Source organism: Agrilactobacillus yilanensis, assembly GCF_003946725.1.
GTDB lineage: Bacteria > Bacillota > Bacilli > Lactobacillales > Lactobacillaceae > Agrilactobacillus > Agrilactobacillus yilanensis.
Genome location: NZ_RHOY01000002.1, coordinates 90041 through 108189 on the forward strand (window position 1 = coordinate 90041; position 18149 = coordinate 108189).

Annotated in this window: 13 protein-coding genes and 1 pseudogene; 4 read left to right on the plus strand and 10 right to left on the minus strand. The window is 38.8% G+C overall.

Annotation, left to right across the window (positions count from 1 at the left end):
- Position 1 precedes the first annotated feature (1 nt).
- Entirely contained in the window at positions 2–2578 is a 2577-nt protein-coding gene (locus EKM93_RS01875; protein WP_125712867.1) for an ABC transporter permease, read from the plus strand.
- Between the two features lie 120 nt (positions 2579–2698).
- Positions 2699–2935 carry a cytochrome b5 domain-containing protein gene (locus EKM93_RS01880; RefSeq protein WP_125712502.1) on the plus strand — a complete coding sequence of 79 codons (237 nt, stop codon included), beginning with the start codon at positions 2699–2701 and terminating at the stop codon, positions 2933–2935.
- Positions 2936–3015: 80 nt separating this feature from the next.
- Here the strand turns inward: EKM93_RS01880 and EKM93_RS01885 are convergent, their stop codons facing one another.
- Together EKM93_RS01885 and EKM93_RS01890 are read right to left on the minus strand one after the other, a co-directional pair.
- Positions 3016–3345: a hypothetical protein gene (locus EKM93_RS01885; protein WP_125712504.1), complete on the minus strand. Its 330-nt coding sequence runs from the start codon at positions 3343–3345 to the stop codon at positions 3016–3018.
- Between the two features lie 306 nt (positions 3346–3651).
- Entirely contained in the window at positions 3652–6663 is a 3012-nt protein-coding gene (locus EKM93_RS01890; RefSeq protein WP_125712506.1) for an MMPL family transporter, read from the minus strand.
- 364 nt (positions 6664–7027) lie between these two features.
- Here EKM93_RS01890 and EKM93_RS01895 point away from each other — a divergent pair, with 364 nt between their 5' ends.
- A complete protein-coding gene (locus EKM93_RS01895; RefSeq protein WP_125712508.1) occupies positions 7028–7609 on the plus strand; it encodes a TetR/AcrR family transcriptional regulator in 582 nt (193 codons plus the stop codon).
- Here EKM93_RS01895 and gshAB read toward each other — a convergent pair.
- Together gshAB and EKM93_RS01905 are read right to left on the minus strand one after the other, a co-directional pair.
- Positions 7606–9003: a bifunctional glutamate--cysteine ligase GshA/glutathione synthetase GshB gene (gene gshAB, locus EKM93_RS01900; protein ID WP_125712510.1), complete on the minus strand. Its 1398-nt coding sequence runs from the start codon at positions 9001–9003 to the stop codon at positions 7606–7608. The genes EKM93_RS01895 and gshAB overlap by 4 nt on opposite strands.
- A gap of 138 nt (positions 9004–9141) precedes the next feature.
- Complete coding sequence (locus EKM93_RS01905; RefSeq protein WP_125712512.1) at positions 9142–10326, minus strand: SAM-dependent methyltransferase; 1185 nt, start codon at positions 10324–10326, stop codon at positions 9142–9144.
- Positions 10327–10492: 166 nt separating this feature from the next.
- On the opposite strand from EKM93_RS01905, the gene EKM93_RS01910 reads away from it, so the two are divergent.
- Positions 10493–11287, plus strand: coding sequence for a hypothetical protein (locus EKM93_RS01910; protein ID WP_125712514.1), 795 nt, complete (start codon positions 10493–10495; stop codon positions 11285–11287).
- A gap of 118 nt (positions 11288–11405) precedes the next feature.
- On the opposite strand, the gene EKM93_RS01915 is transcribed toward EKM93_RS01910, so the two are convergent.
- The 6 genes and pseudogenes from EKM93_RS01915 to EKM93_RS01940 form a co-directional block, all read right to left on the minus strand.
- The gene (locus tag EKM93_RS01915) at positions 11406–13151 is read right to left on the minus strand and encodes a collagen-binding domain-containing protein (RefSeq protein WP_125712516.1); all 1746 of its coding nucleotides are present in this window, start codon (positions 13149–13151) and stop codon (positions 11406–11408) included.
- Positions 13152–13501: 350 nt separating this feature from the next.
- Positions 13502–15472 carry a hypothetical protein gene (locus EKM93_RS01920; RefSeq protein ID WP_125712518.1) on the minus strand — a complete coding sequence of 657 codons (1971 nt, stop codon included), beginning with the start codon at positions 15470–15472 and terminating at the stop codon, positions 13502–13504.
- Between the two features lie 6 nt (positions 15473–15478).
- A pseudogene (locus tag EKM93_RS01925) lies at positions 15479–16405 on the minus strand (glycosyltransferase family 2 protein).
- A 399-nt stretch (positions 16406–16804) separates the two neighbouring features.
- The gene (locus tag EKM93_RS01930) at positions 16805–17122 is read right to left on the minus strand and encodes a carboxymuconolactone decarboxylase family protein (RefSeq protein ID WP_125712520.1); all 318 of its coding nucleotides are present in this window, start codon (positions 17120–17122) and stop codon (positions 16805–16807) included.
- A 2-nt stretch (positions 17123–17124) separates the two neighbouring features.
- Positions 17125–17538: a cupin domain-containing protein gene (locus EKM93_RS01935; protein ID WP_125712522.1), complete on the minus strand. Its 414-nt coding sequence runs from the start codon at positions 17536–17538 to the stop codon at positions 17125–17127.
- Positions 17539–17584: 46 nt separating this feature from the next.
- Complete coding sequence (locus tag EKM93_RS01940; RefSeq protein ID WP_164506961.1) at positions 17585–18073, minus strand: flavodoxin; 489 nt, start codon at positions 18071–18073, stop codon at positions 17585–17587.
- Positions 18074–18149: the final 76 nt, after the last annotated feature.

Genomic DNA, 18149 nt, shown 5'->3' on the forward strand with positions numbered 1-18149 from the left:
TTTGAAACCGCTAACTAAAAACATGTGGCGCAATATCGCCCAATCCAAAGGCCGCTTTATTGCGATCATCTTAATTATTTTACTAGGGACTTTAATTTTTGTCGGTGTTAAAGCAACCGGCCCAGCCTTAAATACGGCCCTGGATCAAACGGTTAAAAAAGCAAAACTTAGTGACGTTCAACTGTTATCTACAACTGGCTTTACAAAAGAAGATAGCCAAGTTGCAGAATCCGTCACCGGCGCAACTGCTGAAACGGCTAAATTTAAATATGCTTTAACTGCTAAAAGTAAAACCGTTGTGGCTTTATACGGCTATGACGCTACCCAGCAGCAAAATCAGTTAATCTTACGCAGTGGTCATTTGCCAAAACATGCCAATGAGATCGTTTTAGACCAACAAGCTAAACAAAAATATCATTATCGTTTAGGCCAAACTTTTAAATTCGCTAAAGATGCCGCTTTAAAACAGAATCGCTATAAAATTGTAGGTTTCGCTGATTCCCCGCAGTACATTGACAATGAAAGCCGTGGTTCTGCAAATATCGGGGATGGCACCGTCCGTTTTTTTGCCTATTTACCTGAAAAACAACTGAACTTACCGACAGCCACCCTACTGAATATCCGTTTTTCAAACTTACAAACTAAAAACACTTATAGTAAAGCCTACTTAAGCGCCGTGAACCGAAAAGTAAAGGCGTTAAAAAAGGTCTTTAAAGTCCGTCAAAAGCAGCGTACAACGGCGTTACAAAATACAGTAACCCAGCAATTTACCCCACAACAAATGCAGTTAACAGCGGCCAAAGCCCAATTAACCGCTAATCAGCAAACAAATAGCACCGCCTATCAAACATTGTTAGCCCAGGAGACGCAGTTAAACGCTGCCAAAAAACAAGCACTGGCGGCCACAAAGACTCACTACACTTGGCAGACACGCTCAGAGCTACCCGGATTTGAAGCTTATGGTGAAAGTTCCGATCGAATCGCAGCCATCGCCAATGTTTTCCCGGTTTTCTTCTTTTTAATTGCCGCTTTAATCACCTTCACCACTATTACCCGTATGGTTGAAGAAAACCGCAGTCAAATCGGAACTTTCAAAGCGTTAGGCTATGGCAAAGGTGCCATTGCTAAAAATTACTTAGTTTATGCCGGTTTGGCCGGTATTATCGGAACAATCCTAGGATCGATTATTGGCAATGAAGCCTTGCCTCGAATCGTCTTAGCGTTATACAAAGCCTACATCCCTCTGAGCCACAATATCACTTTACAGTGGGGCATTATTTCGATCGCAGCTGTCTTTGCCCTCTTGGCAACCGTGGGGGCCGCCTTAATTGTTGTCAATAAAGAACTCACGGCTGGCCCAGCAGCCTTAATGCGGCCAAGATCACCTAAATCAGCCAAACGAATTCTATTAGAACGGATTACCCCACTTTGGCGTCGACTGAGTTTTAACCGTAAAGTCAGCTACCGTAATCTTTTCCGTTTCAAATCTCGTTTGTTCATGACCATTATCGGCATTGCCGGTGGGACAGCTTTGATTTTAACCGGTTTTGGTATTCAAAATTCCATTGCCGCCAGCGGTACCCGCCAATATCATGAAATTTTTAATTACCAAGCCGTCGTTCGTCTAAAAAATACCCAATCTGATACTAAGGCCATTAACATCTTAAAACAAGCTGAAACTTATCAGCATCAAACTCAGTTAGCCACAGCCATTGGTAAAATACAAGCCAACGGCAAACATATCAGCGACGTCAACTTGTATATGCCTAAGGACACAAAACAATTTCAAAAATACACCCGACTGCAAGATGTCAAAACAGGCCAAGCGCTGAAGCTTAAAAATAATGGGGTTCTGTTGACACAAAAAGCCGCTACTATTTTAGGCATTCAAGTCGGTGATCCGTTAAAACTGACTTTAACAAACGGCCAAAAAGCGACAGTTAAAATTACTGGGATCACAACCAATTTCACAGGCCATTTTATTTATTTAAATCAGGTAACCTATCAAAAACTATTCCAGAAAAAACCTGTCAATAATACCTTACTCGTTCAGTTAAAGTCACAAACCAGTCAACAACGCGATCAATTGGCCCAAGAATTACTGGATAGTGGCGCGGCTATTGGCACTAGCTACACCCATACACAACAAGCAACCATGACCAAAATGGCGGCGACACTGGATCCAATTGTGGCCATCTTCATTTTGTTATCTGGTATCTTATCCTTTGTCGTTTTGTATAATTTGACGAATATCAACGTTTCTGAACGTATTCGAGAATTATCAACCATTAAAGTTTTAGGCTTTTATGATCGTGAAGTAACCCTATATATCGTCCGGGAAAACATTGTTTTAACTTTAGTTGGTATCTTAGTAGGTTATGGTATTGGTAACCTATTAACGGCCTATATTCTGCATCAAGCCGCCACCAATTTAATTATCTTCCCACTAACCATCGCGCCTATTGGCTACATCACAGCAACTGTCTTGATGCTTGTTTTTACCGCAATTGTCATGTACGTCACCCACAAAAAACTGCAGCATATAGATATGATCGAAGCCTTGAAATCAAATGAATAAACTGATCTAAACAGAACCTTCATAAATTAACCCCATTTTTTTCAAAAAAACTGATTGAAACTGTGGTATGATTTAAAGTAGGTAAGCGTTACCAATAGATTAAAGAATGGAGCGATGAATATGACAGAAAAAACTTTTACAAAAGCAGAATTAGCAAAATTTAACGGCAAAGACGACGTTAAAAAATATGTCGCTGTGGATGGCGTTGTCTACGATATGACTGACGTCCCTGCTTGGCAAGGTGATCAACATCATGGTCAAACACCAGGCAATGATTTATCTGATGCAATTTTAAAAGCACCTCATAAAAAATCCGTTCTCGCAAAATTACCAGTTGTTGGTAAATTAACAGACTAAACTGAAGCATTTAAACTGCAAAATAAGAGGCCCTTGGCAAAATAAATTTGCCTAGAGCCTCTTATTTACGTTTATTAATGCTATTCCAAAAACGGATTTCGATCTGTCGGTTTAGCTTTTTCATAGGCATGACCAAATTGGCCAATCTCAGTCACTACTAAATTCATTCTTTTTCGGAACAATTTGGAAGTAAACACAACGTTAAAGTGATAATAAGCTTGACTATGATTCAAATGCTCCACAATTTTGAAAGCTAATTTTGGTTGCATTTGAAATTCAGTCAAGTCAAAAACCCCTTTACCATCTTCAGATTCGCGCATTTGTTTATCAATATCCAAATCTGCAACAATCTTGTAGGCCAAATCCACAATACTGTCCTCACCTAAAAACTGATGCATATACTTATACATGGCACACCTCTACCTCATTCTTTAGACTCGATAAGCTATCTCCAAATCCCAGCGGTTCGGTCCAACCATCGATAAAATGATAATGACTTTACTTCTTGATTTTATACTACCATAAACAATGCAAAAATTACATATACTAGTTTTATGGGTTTTTAAGAGAGCGCTTTATTAAGTTCGTTTTAAAACAGTTCTACTTGCTGTAAAAAACGTCAAAAACCCGCAAAGATAGAATATCTCAACGGATTTCTGGCGTTTTTTAGGTGCTCTTTAATTTAAATTACCCTTAAAGCTTAATTGGAAGTACGACTATTTTTTATCTGCTGTGTCGGTTTTTTTAACATCCCCAGCTTTAGTCTGTTTTACCTTTTGATACATTTTGTCATTCACATAAGGATAGGTCCATTTGACCATCGCCGGCATGATAATTGGCAATGTGATGACTAAGATAATCAACCCAATGATCACAACCATTGCGACTTGAATCAAGGTAATGACACCGGATGGAATCAGCGCGGCAAAGGTCCCACCTAAAATAACCGCTGCGGATACGACCACTGCCCCGATAATCGTTGCGGAATGATGAATTCTTTCCCGAACATCCGGAATATCTCCGGCATCATCACGGTAGCGCATCATCAAGAAGATACTGTAATCCACCCCTAAAGCGATCAGCATAATAAAACTGAAGAATGGGGTATTCCAAGTCAATAAATCACGGCCTAGAATCGTTGCGGACAACCATTTACTAATATCAATGGCACTCACATAAGTGATCACTAAAGTACCAATAATCGTCATGGCTTGGATGACCGAACGCGTTACAAATAATAAAGCAATACCAATACCGATTAACATAATGATCACGGTCCGCATAAAGTCACTATTTGCTAAACGCTCCAAATCAGCGGTTTGTGAAGTTTGACCACCAATAGCTACTGTGGCATCTTTTAAAGAACTATGCTTTAGTTTTGCCTTCACATCTGAAGTGATCTGGGTGATTTGGTTGGCTGATTTAGTGGTGCTTGGATCGCCTTTAAGCACAATTGTAATGGATGTAATCTTGTGATTTTTAGACATATAAGCATCCAATGCCGGTTTAAAGCTACTACTCTTAATGCTGTCCTTTGGAATATAGAACGTGTCCGCCATATAAGACTTTTGCATGCCTTGTAAATAAGCTTTAATTTCACCAGTACCGCTGTCAATTTGCCCTAAAGCCGTTGTTGCAGAAGTTAAGCCGTCTTGCAAGGCACTCACTTGACTGCTCAATTGCTGTACTCTTGTATTCAGCGTCTGTACGCCGGTGTTCACCTGCGCACTAGCGCTAGCTACCTGCGTCCCGCCACTGACCAAAGTACTGCTGCTTTGAGTCAACTGTTGGGCCCCTGAATTAAGCTGACTGACCCCACTGGTTAAGGTCGGTACTTGAGCTTGTAAACTGCTAAGTCCTGAACTCAAAGCGCTAGAACCCGTGGCTAATTGGCTAATGCCGCTGGATAATCCCGTTAAAGCTGCACCACCTTGGGCAGAACTAGCACTTAATTGCGCCGCTAAACCGGACAACTGGCTGGCTTGGGCTTGTAACTGCTGCAACCCAGCGGTTAATTGCTGACTGCTGCTGCTTAATTGACCAACCCCACTGCTCAATGTACTGGCGCCAGAACTCAATTGACTGGTACCGCTGGCCAATTGCCCCACACCGGCTGTATACGTAGAAATACCGCTGCTTAAGCTTTGAGCCCCAGTTTGTAATGCACTTGTGCCGTCAGCAAGCTGCTGGACTTGAGACAAACTAGAACTTAAATCAGCGCTTGTTAATTGCGAATTAGCCGAGTTTAACCCGCTTTGTACTTGTTTTAAGCCGGAACTGGCTTCATTCAAACCTGAAATTAACGTTGATAATTGACTCTTTAAATAAAGCTGTTTAACTTCTGTCCCACCAGGTTGTGTGGCAGAAGCTACTGTTTTAACCCCAGTTTCAGCTTTCAAATAATTAGTCAAATCATCAATCGTTGCCAGATTTTCTTGCGTATTTAACGGTTTGTCACTTTCGATATACAATGTTGATGGCCCAGACATACCTGCTGGGAAGTGAGCTTGAATAACTTCATAACCCTTTTTGGATTGAACCGTACTTGGTAATTCATCAGCATTATTATAGTTTAACGTTGACCCTTTTGCTTGACTAATGAGCATTGGCACAGCCGCAATGACTAGAATCCCAACCATAACATACGTATGATTTAAAGTTATTTTAGACAAGAACTTCCAAAGCCGGTTCTCACTGGTACCGGATAATTTGGTGGTTGGCCAAAACATATTGGCTCCTAAATTGGCCATGAAAAATACATTTAAGGTCAGTTCCACACAAAGCGTCACTAATACCCCAACGGCTACACCAACTGCAGACTGATAAAATGAGAATTTCGCTAAGCCTAATACGGTAAAGCCGATTAACACTGACGAGCCGCTATATAAAATCGTCCGGCCAGCACGCTTACGGGCCGTCCGTGCGGCTTGCACTTTATCCAGACCGTTCGCCATTTCTTCTTTAAATCGATCATATAGCAAAATATTATAGTCGGTCCCGATCCCAAACATGACAACCACCATGAAAACTTGGGTGAAGTTAGAAACCGGGAAGTTGGCCTTTTCAGCCAAATTCATAACAATGTTTAAGGCGATAATGAAGGAAACGCCCACCGTACTCAACGAAATCAACGGAACAATCGGTGAGCGGAAAACAATAATCAAAACGATAAAAATAAAGATAATCGCAATGATTTCTGTTTTCTGAACCCCTTTTTCAGTGATCGTTGAAAAATCATCATTCAAAATATCATTACCAGTTACATATGTACGTAAGCCGCTGGTCTCAATGGTATCTAAAATTTTATTTGTTTGAGATTTGACATTTTGACTAGATTTTAAAGTAATCATTGCCATTTGCGTTGTCTTATCTTTTGAAACTAACTGTTTCCGTGTTTCAGCGTTATCACTTGGCCCCGTGATACTCGTAATTTTGATATTATTATCTTTTTTTAAAGCTTTAATTTTATCCGTAATTTCATCATTTTGGGTATCGGTGATTTTGCCGTCTTTATTGTTAAATACCGCAATTAACGTGCGCACGTTACCCTTATTTGCCATCTTCTTCTCAATGGTACTGGCCACTTCGCTTTGGACAGAATCCGGCAAGGTCACCGCCCCGTTGTCTCGAACAATTTGCGAAACATTCGGCAAGGTAAAGATCGCAACAAGCACTAAAATGACCCAAAAGACTAATGATAAAATATGTTTTTCTCTGAACTGCTTCATCGAAATATTTTCTCCTCAATAATTATTTTCGTTTGTTTCAAAAAATTAAATTACAATTATAATAAAGTTATTTTATCAAATCCCCTCAAATTCGCTTAAAATTTGGAAAAACATAATTTTTCAAAAGTGGTTTTTTCATGAAGCTTATAAATATTTTAACTACTTTCGGTAAATCAAGCAACCATCAGCCGACATAATTTTGAATTAATTGTCTAAATTTAGACAAACGTCAAAATCTAGACACTTGAAAATATTATAGACAAATGATAAACTTGGTTCGATTTTATCGCAAGTGACAATGTTAGATAAATGTCTATTTTTTGACAAAATGATGCTATTGTCAAAATATCTAGGAAGTGAAAATATGAAATATGATTTAACTAAAAAGCGCAGCCGCAGCGCTCAACGCACTTTAGATGCTTTTTCCGAGGCTATGTTGACTTTGATTGGTCAAAAAAATTTTGAAAAGATTAACATCAATGAACTTTGTGACCTCAGTAATTTCCCGCGGGCAACTTTTTATAATTATTTTGATGATAAATTCGATCTGTTGGATTACTGCTGGTATTTACTCATTGCTGAAGCACATCTAGATGAGCTCTCCAATAAGCCGCAATATACCTTATTAGAAGCCTGTAATTATGCTTTTGACCATGTCTATGATTTGTTTAAGCACCGGGAAGTTTTGCTCAAAGCTATTGTTGCGAACAATTCACCAACTGGCAGTTTAATCACCAGTTTTATTACCTCTGTTCGATTCACCACTCGGCAGTTGTTTTACCAGTATTTTGATACACAAAAAAATAACCTGCCAACAAAATTAGTGGCAGATCATGTGAGTAATACAATCCTATTATTAATCGAGTGGATTTTTCTCAAAAACCACGATGTTTCAAAAGCTGAAGCTCATAATTATATTGAGAAATTTCTCGGTAATCTTTGTTAATCTACTTGTTTCAAATCATGCCAACCAGAGGTAGCCGCTAATTCCAAAGCTGTCTCCTCCTGACCAGCCAAAATTGCCTGAAACAGTTGTTGTTGCGTATGCGGTGTCCGATTTTCAAAACCTGACAAATTGGCCAGCTTACAAAAAGACTGCCGATTGCTTAAAGCTATTTTTGAGGCTAACTCAGCTTGCGAGGTGGCTTCTATTGCTGTACACCATTGCCCGGCCAATGTTTGCGCGGGCTTTTTTAGTCTGTCTTCTGCCAAGGCAATCAAGGCTAACGCCGCCGGTTTCAAGCCTAATGTTTGCGCCATTATTTTCATAGCGGCTAGAACCTGCAGCCCTTCTTGTTTATAGGCCGTTTGTGTTTTTGGATTTTCTAAAGCAACCACATCATTTTTTTGCCGGCCAACCTTAACCCAGGCATCTGCCGGCTGCTGTTCTTCAGCCCATAAAGTATACAGTAAAAACAGCTTTAAGAAATCAACTTGCATTGCGGTAATTCCCACAGCTTCAAAGGGGTTAATATCAATATTACGCAATTCCATATACTGAATATCCGTAGTCGTTAAATCAGCAACTTCATGCCCTCCGCGTAAACGTACAGGCGCATAAAATTCTTTTTTAGCTGATAATTTACCTGTCGTCACTAAGCGATCTAAATCTGCTAAATAACGATCAATATTTTCATAAGAGACAAAAATATCACCATGATTTGTATACCCATAGTGGCTCGTACGTAAACTGCGCACCGGTTCTTTTGGTCCTTGATCAGCGCTAAAAAAGTGAGCTTCACTCGTTGTCGCACTGCCAAATAAATAAGTTATCAACCATTGATATCTCAAATAATTACGGGCTACTTTAAAATACAGCGCTGTTTTAAAACCCGCTAGATCGTCAATCGCTGTTTGCTCGTGATACATAGCCGTCACTAATTCTGGACAAAATTCAATATTATAATGAATCCCACTGATCATTTGCTTGCGCCGACCATAAACTTGACCAATATATTGCCGATAAGCAATAGCCTTGGGATCTTTGAGCTTCGCAATGACAATGTCTTTTTCTGATGCTGGCAACTTAGGCGGCATACTTAACGGCCAAAGTGTTTCAGAACCTGACATTGTCTTTAGTGTCACCTCATGAATAGCTGCCAGCCAACTTAATAACTGCGCTGTTGAATTTACTTTAGGCGTGACTAATTCCAACTGTGTTTCTGCAAAATCTGTCTGGATAAACGGCTGCCCTGCCCGACTACCAAAACCCTTGGGATGGTCTGTCTGCGCCAATTGACCAGCTAATGTAATACGCTGCGCCTCACGTTCAATTCCTAAGTTAGCCGCTAAAAGCTTAGGTGAACATCTATGATGTAATAAAAGTTTTTGAAAATTCATAAAATTACCTCGTTTTACAAAACATCAATCCTGATTGAAAACGGTTATCAACCGTCTATCCAGTATAACGCATTTTTAAGTTGTACACATCAAAAAATCTGCGAATTATATAATATTATATATATTCGCAGATTATTATTAAGCCTCGTGCTGATAAATGTATTGTCGTGTCAGTGGTAAGCCCGACCCACTGGTACCGTTCACAAGTAGGTATTGGATCACATCAATATTTCCGCCTTCGAAAGAGCCGGCCGCTGCTTGTAAATACAGCCGCCACATTCGCGCAAATGGCCGACCATACATCGCTTCCGCCTGATCAAAAACCTTTTCGTAGTTCTCATCCCAAAGCTCCAATGTTTTTTGATAGTGCCGGCGCAACGGTTCCAAATCACTGAGCTGTAGTTTGGCATCCATAATATGTTGAACATTTTCACCTAAATTTGGAATATAACCGCCAGGAAAAATATATTTATTTAAGAATGGATCCACCCCAGCGCCTTCATGCTGTCCGGTAATTCCATGAATCAATGCCCGGCCGTTTGGAACTAATAGCGCTTTGATTTTTTGGAAATAAAGCCCTAGATTTTCCTTACCTACATGCTCAAACATGCCAACAGACGTAACATAATCGTATTGTGTTTTTATTTCTCGATAATCCGTTAATAATACGGATACTTTATCTTCTAAATGCCGCGCTTTAATTTGAGCGCTAACATAATTATATTGTTCCTGACTCAACGTAATACCTGTCGCCTGCAACCCAAAATCTTCAGCGGCCGTGAAAATTAACGTGCCCCAACCGCAACCGATATCTAATAATGTGCCACCAGGTGTTGGCTTTAATTTATATAAGATATGATTATCCTTATTCATTTGTGCCTGTGCCAATGTATCTGTTTCGTGTTCAAAGTAGGCACAAGAATAAGTCATCGTTTCATCTAACCACAGTCGATAAAAGTCATTACCGATATCATAATGGCTCTGAACATCTTGTTCACTAGCCCGTTCAGAATGGGATGTTTTAATAAAATGCTGCTTGATAAATGAATTTTTCGTCAAAAAACTACCAGCTTGTCGATAAGCTGAAGCCACCAGCTTTTGAATATTACCATCCACATCAATATCACCGTTCATATAAGCCTCTGCCAAAACTAACGTTGGTTTTTCACGGATATCTTTCAATGAAATTTCTTTGCGCCAATGAATGGTCACCTCTGGTTGATCTTGACCATAAACCTCGGTTGTCCCGTCCCAATAGGTGACCGCCACTGAGATATCAAACGCATGACTAAATAGCTGCCGATAAACGGCTTTTTCCAACATTAAAAAGGCCTTCTTTCAGAAATTAAAAAATAATCATAGCGTTCATTTTACACCCATTACCCCGGTTATTGTCAAAACTAATTTAAAATTTACTTTTAATTTGTTAGTTAATTACTAAAAATTTGGTATACTTTTAGTACGTACTTGTCCTGAGGGGGTCAATCAATTGAAAACCATTTTAAATCCATCTTATCTGCCCTATGAAGAAGCGGACATTGTTGCCTTATTTGGCACTGATTTCACAAAGCGGCATTTTTTAGAGGCCTTGCAACGTTATAATCCGGCACTTGAATCAGATTATTTGACTGGAATTACCAACGAATACTACGGGCACTTTGACCAATTTAATCCTTTTGAAAACTATGAAGCTACATTACCGCTGAATCACGCCTTTCAAGTGGATACAGAAATCATTATCGGTTATGAAGAAAATTCTTTTCTCGTTGGTAAAATTCTACGGCTATCACCTAAAAAAATCGCAGTACACTACACACCTGCCAGACCTGTGATTGAAGCAGCACTGGCCAAACAAAAGCACGAAGACTACGTTGTCACTGATCGTCTAGCCTTCACCCCTAAAAAATATGAATCTGCTAAAGAATACTATGTCCGAATTTGGGAAAAAATGGCACCAGCAATTTCTAAAAAAATGACCTATGAGGGTTATAGTCAGTCCCTAATTCCTGGCTACGACTTTGGTAAAATAGATTATTTATCTCTTTGGCACAATGATGCAAAATATTATGTCTTTACAGGCATGGCCGTCACTCAAACACCAGATGGTCCCTTAGATAATTTTCACTTCATTGCCCTACAAAAGAATCATTGGCTCTCCTTGCGTTCTGTGAAAACAAATAACGTGCATGAACTAATCATCCCCATTGAAATCCCCGTGACCGACATGAACCACAGCATTGTTTTGGATAACGAAAAACATCTGAGCAAATTTGTATTAAATTAAGTGCGTGAACCAACATTGGTGATTTCGCAGTATAACCTAGACTCAAATTGACGACAAAAAAGCATTAGGTCAAAATTAAACTTTGACTTAATGCTTTTTCAGTTTTATCAATCTCTAATTAAACTTCTTTTCTAGGTTTTACAAATTTCACAACAGCTGTTGCAGCGATTAAGACCGCACCTAAAATACTGTACAATACGCCGCTCTTTTCACCAGTTTGTGGCAAAACATTGCTCGTAACTACCTTGTTAACATCTTTGGCAGTGTTCGCCGTATTTGCCGTATTTGTGTTGTTGTTGCCGGTTAATAACCCATTGTCGCCGTTTCCGGTTTCATTAGTGTTATTATCGGGTTCTTTAACATCCCCTGGTAACGTTGTAATACCTTGATCACCATCTTCATCTGGTAGTTCTGGTTCTTCAGGTAATTCCCAGTCCACATCAATTGGTAAGGTTTGAATTGTGTCAAAATAATCCTCATCGTAATCTGTTTCAGTATCAGAATTATCTTGTAAATCCCAACGATGCGTTTCAGCATTAACAACAACTTCATCAGCGACAATATTGCCATCAATATTCGCATCAGCAATCACTTTAGCTTTTGGTGCTAAAATACTGCCTTGGAATGGCCGGTTAATATCAACAGTCCCCGTATAAAGCCGATCAGCTGCGGTACTGTCATAAAAATTCCAGAGTAAATGATTATCATCAAAAATTTCAGTTTCTTGATTTGGCCGTTCAACCGGATCAGTTGTTAAACCATCATTAAAGATTAACCGAATTTGAGAATTAACTTCATAAGAAGCCTCGCCTTTAGTATCTACATTAAAGACAATCGTTGTGCCACCCTTATCTGCAGATAAGCCAGCGATTGTTAATGGGGTATTCCATTTTAAGACTTCTGAATCTAAATTAATAACGATTCGATTATTTTCATCTGGTGTATAGCCTGATAGATTAATAATTCTCTGATTATGATCATTAAAATAAGTATTATCAATCGTTGGGGTAGAAGTAGCCGCTAAGTTTTGTGACTGCGTTTCTAATTCACTAAAATATTTGGCAAAATCAATATAATAGTTACCATCCTTACCATCCTTATCTTGATAGACTTCTTCACTAGTCAAATGATCAATATACACGTTATCTACCAATGGTCGTTTAGAATTAGTGACATCAATCGTTGCCCCTTTACCAAAAATAATTTTATTTTCTCGACTATCTGTAGAGCTGACGAAAGAACTATTGGCCAAATTTGTAAAGGTCTGAATATAGGAAATATCTTTTGGAACAGCACCTTCTTTGATATTAGTGCCAAAGTTTACTTTTCCATCTAAATGTCCTACTGCAATATTCCCATTTGTATGAGCCGTCAAGGTTGCATTATTTGCAAAAATATGGAAATAAGACGCATAACTCAATAAGTTCTTATTTGCATCGTGATGTGCTTCAGAATCTCCAGTTGGGAAATCTTGTTCAATTGTCCCGCCATCAGAAACCGCTGGATTAGCAACTCTTTGGGTAGGCGCTTGTGTCGTTGCAGTTGTTGGTGTTGGCGTCGTAGCGATTCTGCGAGCCGCACTATTAACATTACCAGTAGTAGTGCCTTGTGTTGGAGTAACGTTTTGTCCGCCAGTTGTTACTGTACCTGCATTTGTACTGGTTCCATTACCTGTTGGTGCTTGTTGCACACCTGGTTGCCCATTTTGTTGCCCATTGCTGATTGATTGGGTCTGTGGCGTAGTTGTTGGTGTCGTGTTAGTGCCATCCGTCGTATCCGCAGAAACAGTGTTAGCCATGGCAAGTGATAATGCTGCCATACTGGTTGCCGCATACGTTAACACCCATTTATTTCTTTTCTTCATTATCCATTTCTCCCATCAGAATGATAATTTATAATTATGTATTTGAATACTTTTTAGAAATTTTATTTTAATTTCTAAAAAACATAATTATACATGTAATTATTCCAATTATTGCGCTAAAAGGCTAAACCGTCAATCCCTGCTTGTATCATATTTTACCTAGTATACTAGCCTACCTTAAAGGCGCATTGCTTTTTAAGATGATTAAAAATTAGAATCTAATCCAAGACCGTATTCATCGGTAAATATCGCTTTTTTTGCTCATTTTTATCAAACAAAAACTTAAATTATATAATTATTTTTTAATTAAAACGATCGAGCTTAAATTAGCCCGACCGTTTATTTTAACTTTAAATTTTATCTACGGCGATATAAAGCAGTGATGTATGCTGCCAAGTCTCACCATCAATTTTTAATGGGTGTGGTGTTAGTTCATAACGTTTTGTCTGTACAGTTTTAATTGGCTGTGTTTTAAGTACTCTGTTTTTCAAAACTATCTGGTATCGGCCTTTTGGTAAATGGCCTCTATATTTAAAAATAGTTGATCCTGGTTTCAAACAGTAGTGGTTATTTGTATTTAAATTAACGAGCCGTATCTCTAATTGCGCTTCTGGTAAGACCGAAACCGAAAAATAATTTGCTGCATGATTTAAATTAACCCCTTGCGTCACCACGCTGTGCGGTCCAATTTCTTGCCACTTTGCAGCATATTGGGCAGATAATTGACTCTTTTGTGCCGCAACAATGACGTCTTGTGTTTTTGGTGTTTGCCAACTAAAACCGCTGATCAATGCTATTACTGACAAAAGCACGCCCAGCGATGCTGCTGTCTGAAGATGATTAAACCGGATATTTTTTATACGGGCAGCTGCAGGTTGATAAAGCCCCGCTGTACAAGCACAAACTACAAGAAGTAATGGTAATAAAGACTGCCCATAGCGACTTTCTGTTTCCCAAACCAATGTATGAAAGGCCACATAGCCCACTGCTGAAATAAGCGCTAAATTTAAAATAGGCTCATAAGGTATTTTTGGCATTCTTAACAGACTGAAGCACCCCATTAACGACAGGCCGTAAATAAATATAAAACAAAACCGCATCACAATATTACCGTACTGCATCATGAAAGGTTGAATTTTCTGGTAAATCGAAGGTGCTTCAATAAAACCGCTTGTATAAGCTGTTGAAATATCGCTAACATTTAATAGGATAGCCGCCTTTTGAACCCAACGTTTGACCAATCCTAAGGGCCCCAGTGTTTCTAGTCGTTGAGGTAACGCGTGGTTTAGATATTTTTGACGACGATTTTTATTCGGTAAGTTCATCATTTTTACGACATCTTTACCTTTATACATCCCGGACCCTTTAGGATCATAGCTCATCCAAATCCAATGGGTCGCCGGTAATTCATAACGGGTATTGGGTACAAAATTAACAGCGTGTGCGAGTTGCACTTTGAGTGGTGTGGCCAAGGTAAAGCCCAGCAAAATCACAGTCAAAGGGACAAGTAAATAGTGGTGTGTTTTTCGGTGTTTGAGCCACAAAGTACCACCGACAATCAGTACCGCAATTGCAAAAACAATCAAATTTGGTTTGACCAGTTGGCCGAATAAAACAGCAATCCATAAAATAAAGCCATTTAACCACCGCTGTTTTTTAGAAAAAGTCGGCCATTTCTTTAAAATAATTAGGCAAATAAGTAAGGTACATAAAATTGGCAGATCCGAATAAAAAACTTGTAAATAATACGTATAAGCCCATGGACTAAAAATGAAAAAGGCAGTTATCCCCAAACTATTCTTTTTACCAACTTCAACGATAAACTTCAGACTTAATAAAATAAAAGTATCTAAGAAAAGTAAAGTTAAAATATGTAAAGCCGTATTTGTAGATAGATGGATCAGATTCGTAAACATGAACCATTTTGCTAACATTGCAGTTAAGGCCACATTGTTAGGGTACCGCCAAAAATAAGTCGAATACTGCCAATGGGTATCTCCTGTGCTTAATACTTCGGCTTGTGACAAAACGCGAAACGGATCATGATACACAGTCGCCGGCATAAAATAAAGGATGCTCACTTGAATGCCTAAAATTAACGCCAAACTTAAGTAAATTATCTTTTGAATTTGTTCCGGACTTAAACGGTTAGTCCAAGTTCTTAACTGGGGTAAAAAGAAAAAACTTACTAAAGCCAAAATAATAATGAAACATGTAGCACTCAAATTTTTAGGTACTACTAAATTAGCGAGGATCCCTAAAATCAGACTAAAGCTTAACAAGCCTAAAACTAATTTCATAAATTTAGATGTTTTTGTCATATCCGCTCACCTTAAGGTTTCTTCAATCGTATACCGCGGACGCTGTCTAACTTGGGTTCCGATCTTACCGATATACTCACCGACAATCCCGATACCTAAAAGCTGTAAGCCGCCTAAAAACCAAACGGAGGCGACAGTCATAAACCAATGATGATTCCAGCCAATTCCTTGGGCAATAAACAGCAACAAACCGATCAAAATCGCAAGAATACCTGAACTAGAGATAAAGCGGATCGGTGCAATTGTTAGAGCTGTCACCCCATCCCAAGCAAATTTCAACATTTTTTTCAGAGGGTATTTAGAAGTCCCCGCCATTCTGGGTGTCCGTTTATAGTAAACTTTAGCGGTTTTAAAGCCTAATTTAGGAATAATCCCTCTAATAAATAGATTTTGCTCTCGATAGCTTAATAAAACTGCCACAGAACGCTTAGACATCAAACGAAAGTCTGCATGATTTTGAACAAGCTGGACGCCCAATAAATTAAGGCTTTTATAAAATAGCATCGCCGTATTACGTTTAAACCAAGTATCTGTTTCTCGATTATTACGTACACCATAAACAATATCTGCCCCATTAAAGTATTCCGTCGCCATTTTAAGAATCATCTTTGGATCATCTTGCAAATCAGCATCAATGGTCACCATTGCATCTGCTGTTTTGTAAGCTTCTTCAAGACCGGCTAATAATGCATTTTGATGCCCAAAATTGCGACTGAATTTAATGCCTTTAATTCTTGGATTTAAATGATGCTGCTGTTCAATAATTTGCCAAGTATGATCACAAGATCCATCATCTATAATCAATATATCAGAATTAAATTGAAATAATTATTTATCTATTAGCTGATCTTCAATATTATTTAAAATTTTTATTGTATTAAATAACACTTCTTCTTCGTTATAAGCAGGCACAATAATTGTCAATTTTTTCATTTCCATTCTCTCCTGTTAGAAATAAAATCCAATTTCAAGCTGTTACAACAAATTATAGCATACGTATATTCACTCACCAAGCAATTGTACTTAAGGTGTTATAAATAACAATAGTAATGTAATTAAAGTGTAAATAAATATATTAAGCTGATACAATTACTACTCAATATAGTATAATAAATTTTATCTTTTCTTTTAGGCGTGCATAATAATAAATATGGCCAGCTGTTTAAAATCTATTTAAAACAGCCAAAAGCTAGCCATAGTTACGCTATAATATAGATAAAAAAAAGAAGCTCTACTAAAATAGAACTTCTTCTGTAGCGGCACCTAAGGCCATGGTAAGTGTATCAAGAATTGTAAAATATCCCATACCGAGTGCACATCAAATTAATTTCTTTATTGATAAATCTTTTTCGCTAAATCAAAGGCAGACCAAGCTTTTGGCCAACCTGCATAAAAGGCCAAGTGCGTGATCAATGCCACCATCTCAGATTGTGTCACACCATTTTGTTTGGCAATCCCCATATGTGCTTCCAACTGTGGGAATAAGCCTTGAGACATTAAGCTAGCACAAGTGATTAAGCTCCGATCCCGAGGAGACAATTCATCTTCTTTAGCCCAGACTTCCCCGAATAAAACATCATCATTTAAAGCCGCGAATTGTGGCGCAAAATCGCCCAAATTATCCCGGCCTGCAGTTTGTTTTTTGACCATTATTAAACCTCCAATGCGTTGTATTGTTCGTCAGAAACAGGTTCCAGCCATTCTGGTGTCCCAGCAGTAATGGCAATATGACTAAACCAACTATCTTTAGTAGCGCCGTGCCAGTGCTTCACACCGTCGTGAGTTACAATCACATCTCCAGGTACTAGATGTTGTGCGGGCTGTCCAGCTTCTTGATACCAGCCTTCGCCGCCAGTCACTAACAAAATCTGATAACCATCATGATGAATATGCCAGTTATTACGGCAACCTGGTTCAAAGGTGACATTGCCCACACCAATATTAACTGCTGGATCATTCACTAGGCCCTGTAAATAACTTTGTCCTACAAAAAATTGCGCATAAGCCTCATTTTTAGGTCCAACTGGGAAAAGCCCACCATTTTTTAACGTTTCATTTTTAGCCATAATTAAAACCTCCATTATTTATGTTTTTATATACCACCTAGGGTAATTAATTAACTGTCATTTGCGCCAACCAGTTTTTAATCGCCTGATCACTTTGTTGCACTTTTGACCCGCGGACAGGCAATCCAGTTTGAATCGTGCTTTGGGGGCAAAGCTGTTGTAATTCGGTCACACTTTGGCCTAATCGGCTGCCTTCATGGGTACAAAATGGATAGATCGTTTTACCGCTTAAATCTGTATTTTCTAAAAAAGTGGCCACTGCTCTAGGAAAACGACCCCACCAAATTGGATAGCCCAGAAATAAAGTGTTTGCCTTAGACCAATCAAGTGCTAAGGGGATGATCTCCGGGCGCGCTTGATTGGTGGCCTCCGCCTTAGTGACTTGTAAAAGTGTTTGATAATCTTCTGGATAAGATTTTTCAGCTTTTAAAGGCACTAATTGGCTTTCCGTCAAAGCAGCAATTTTTTCGGCCACCACTACGGTATTGCCAGTAGTTTGGCCTTGGCTATGATCAAAATATAATACAACTGCCATTTTACACATCTACTTTCCAAAAAAAACGCTATAACATCATCAACAAATTAGATGTTACAGCGTTTTTATAATAAGG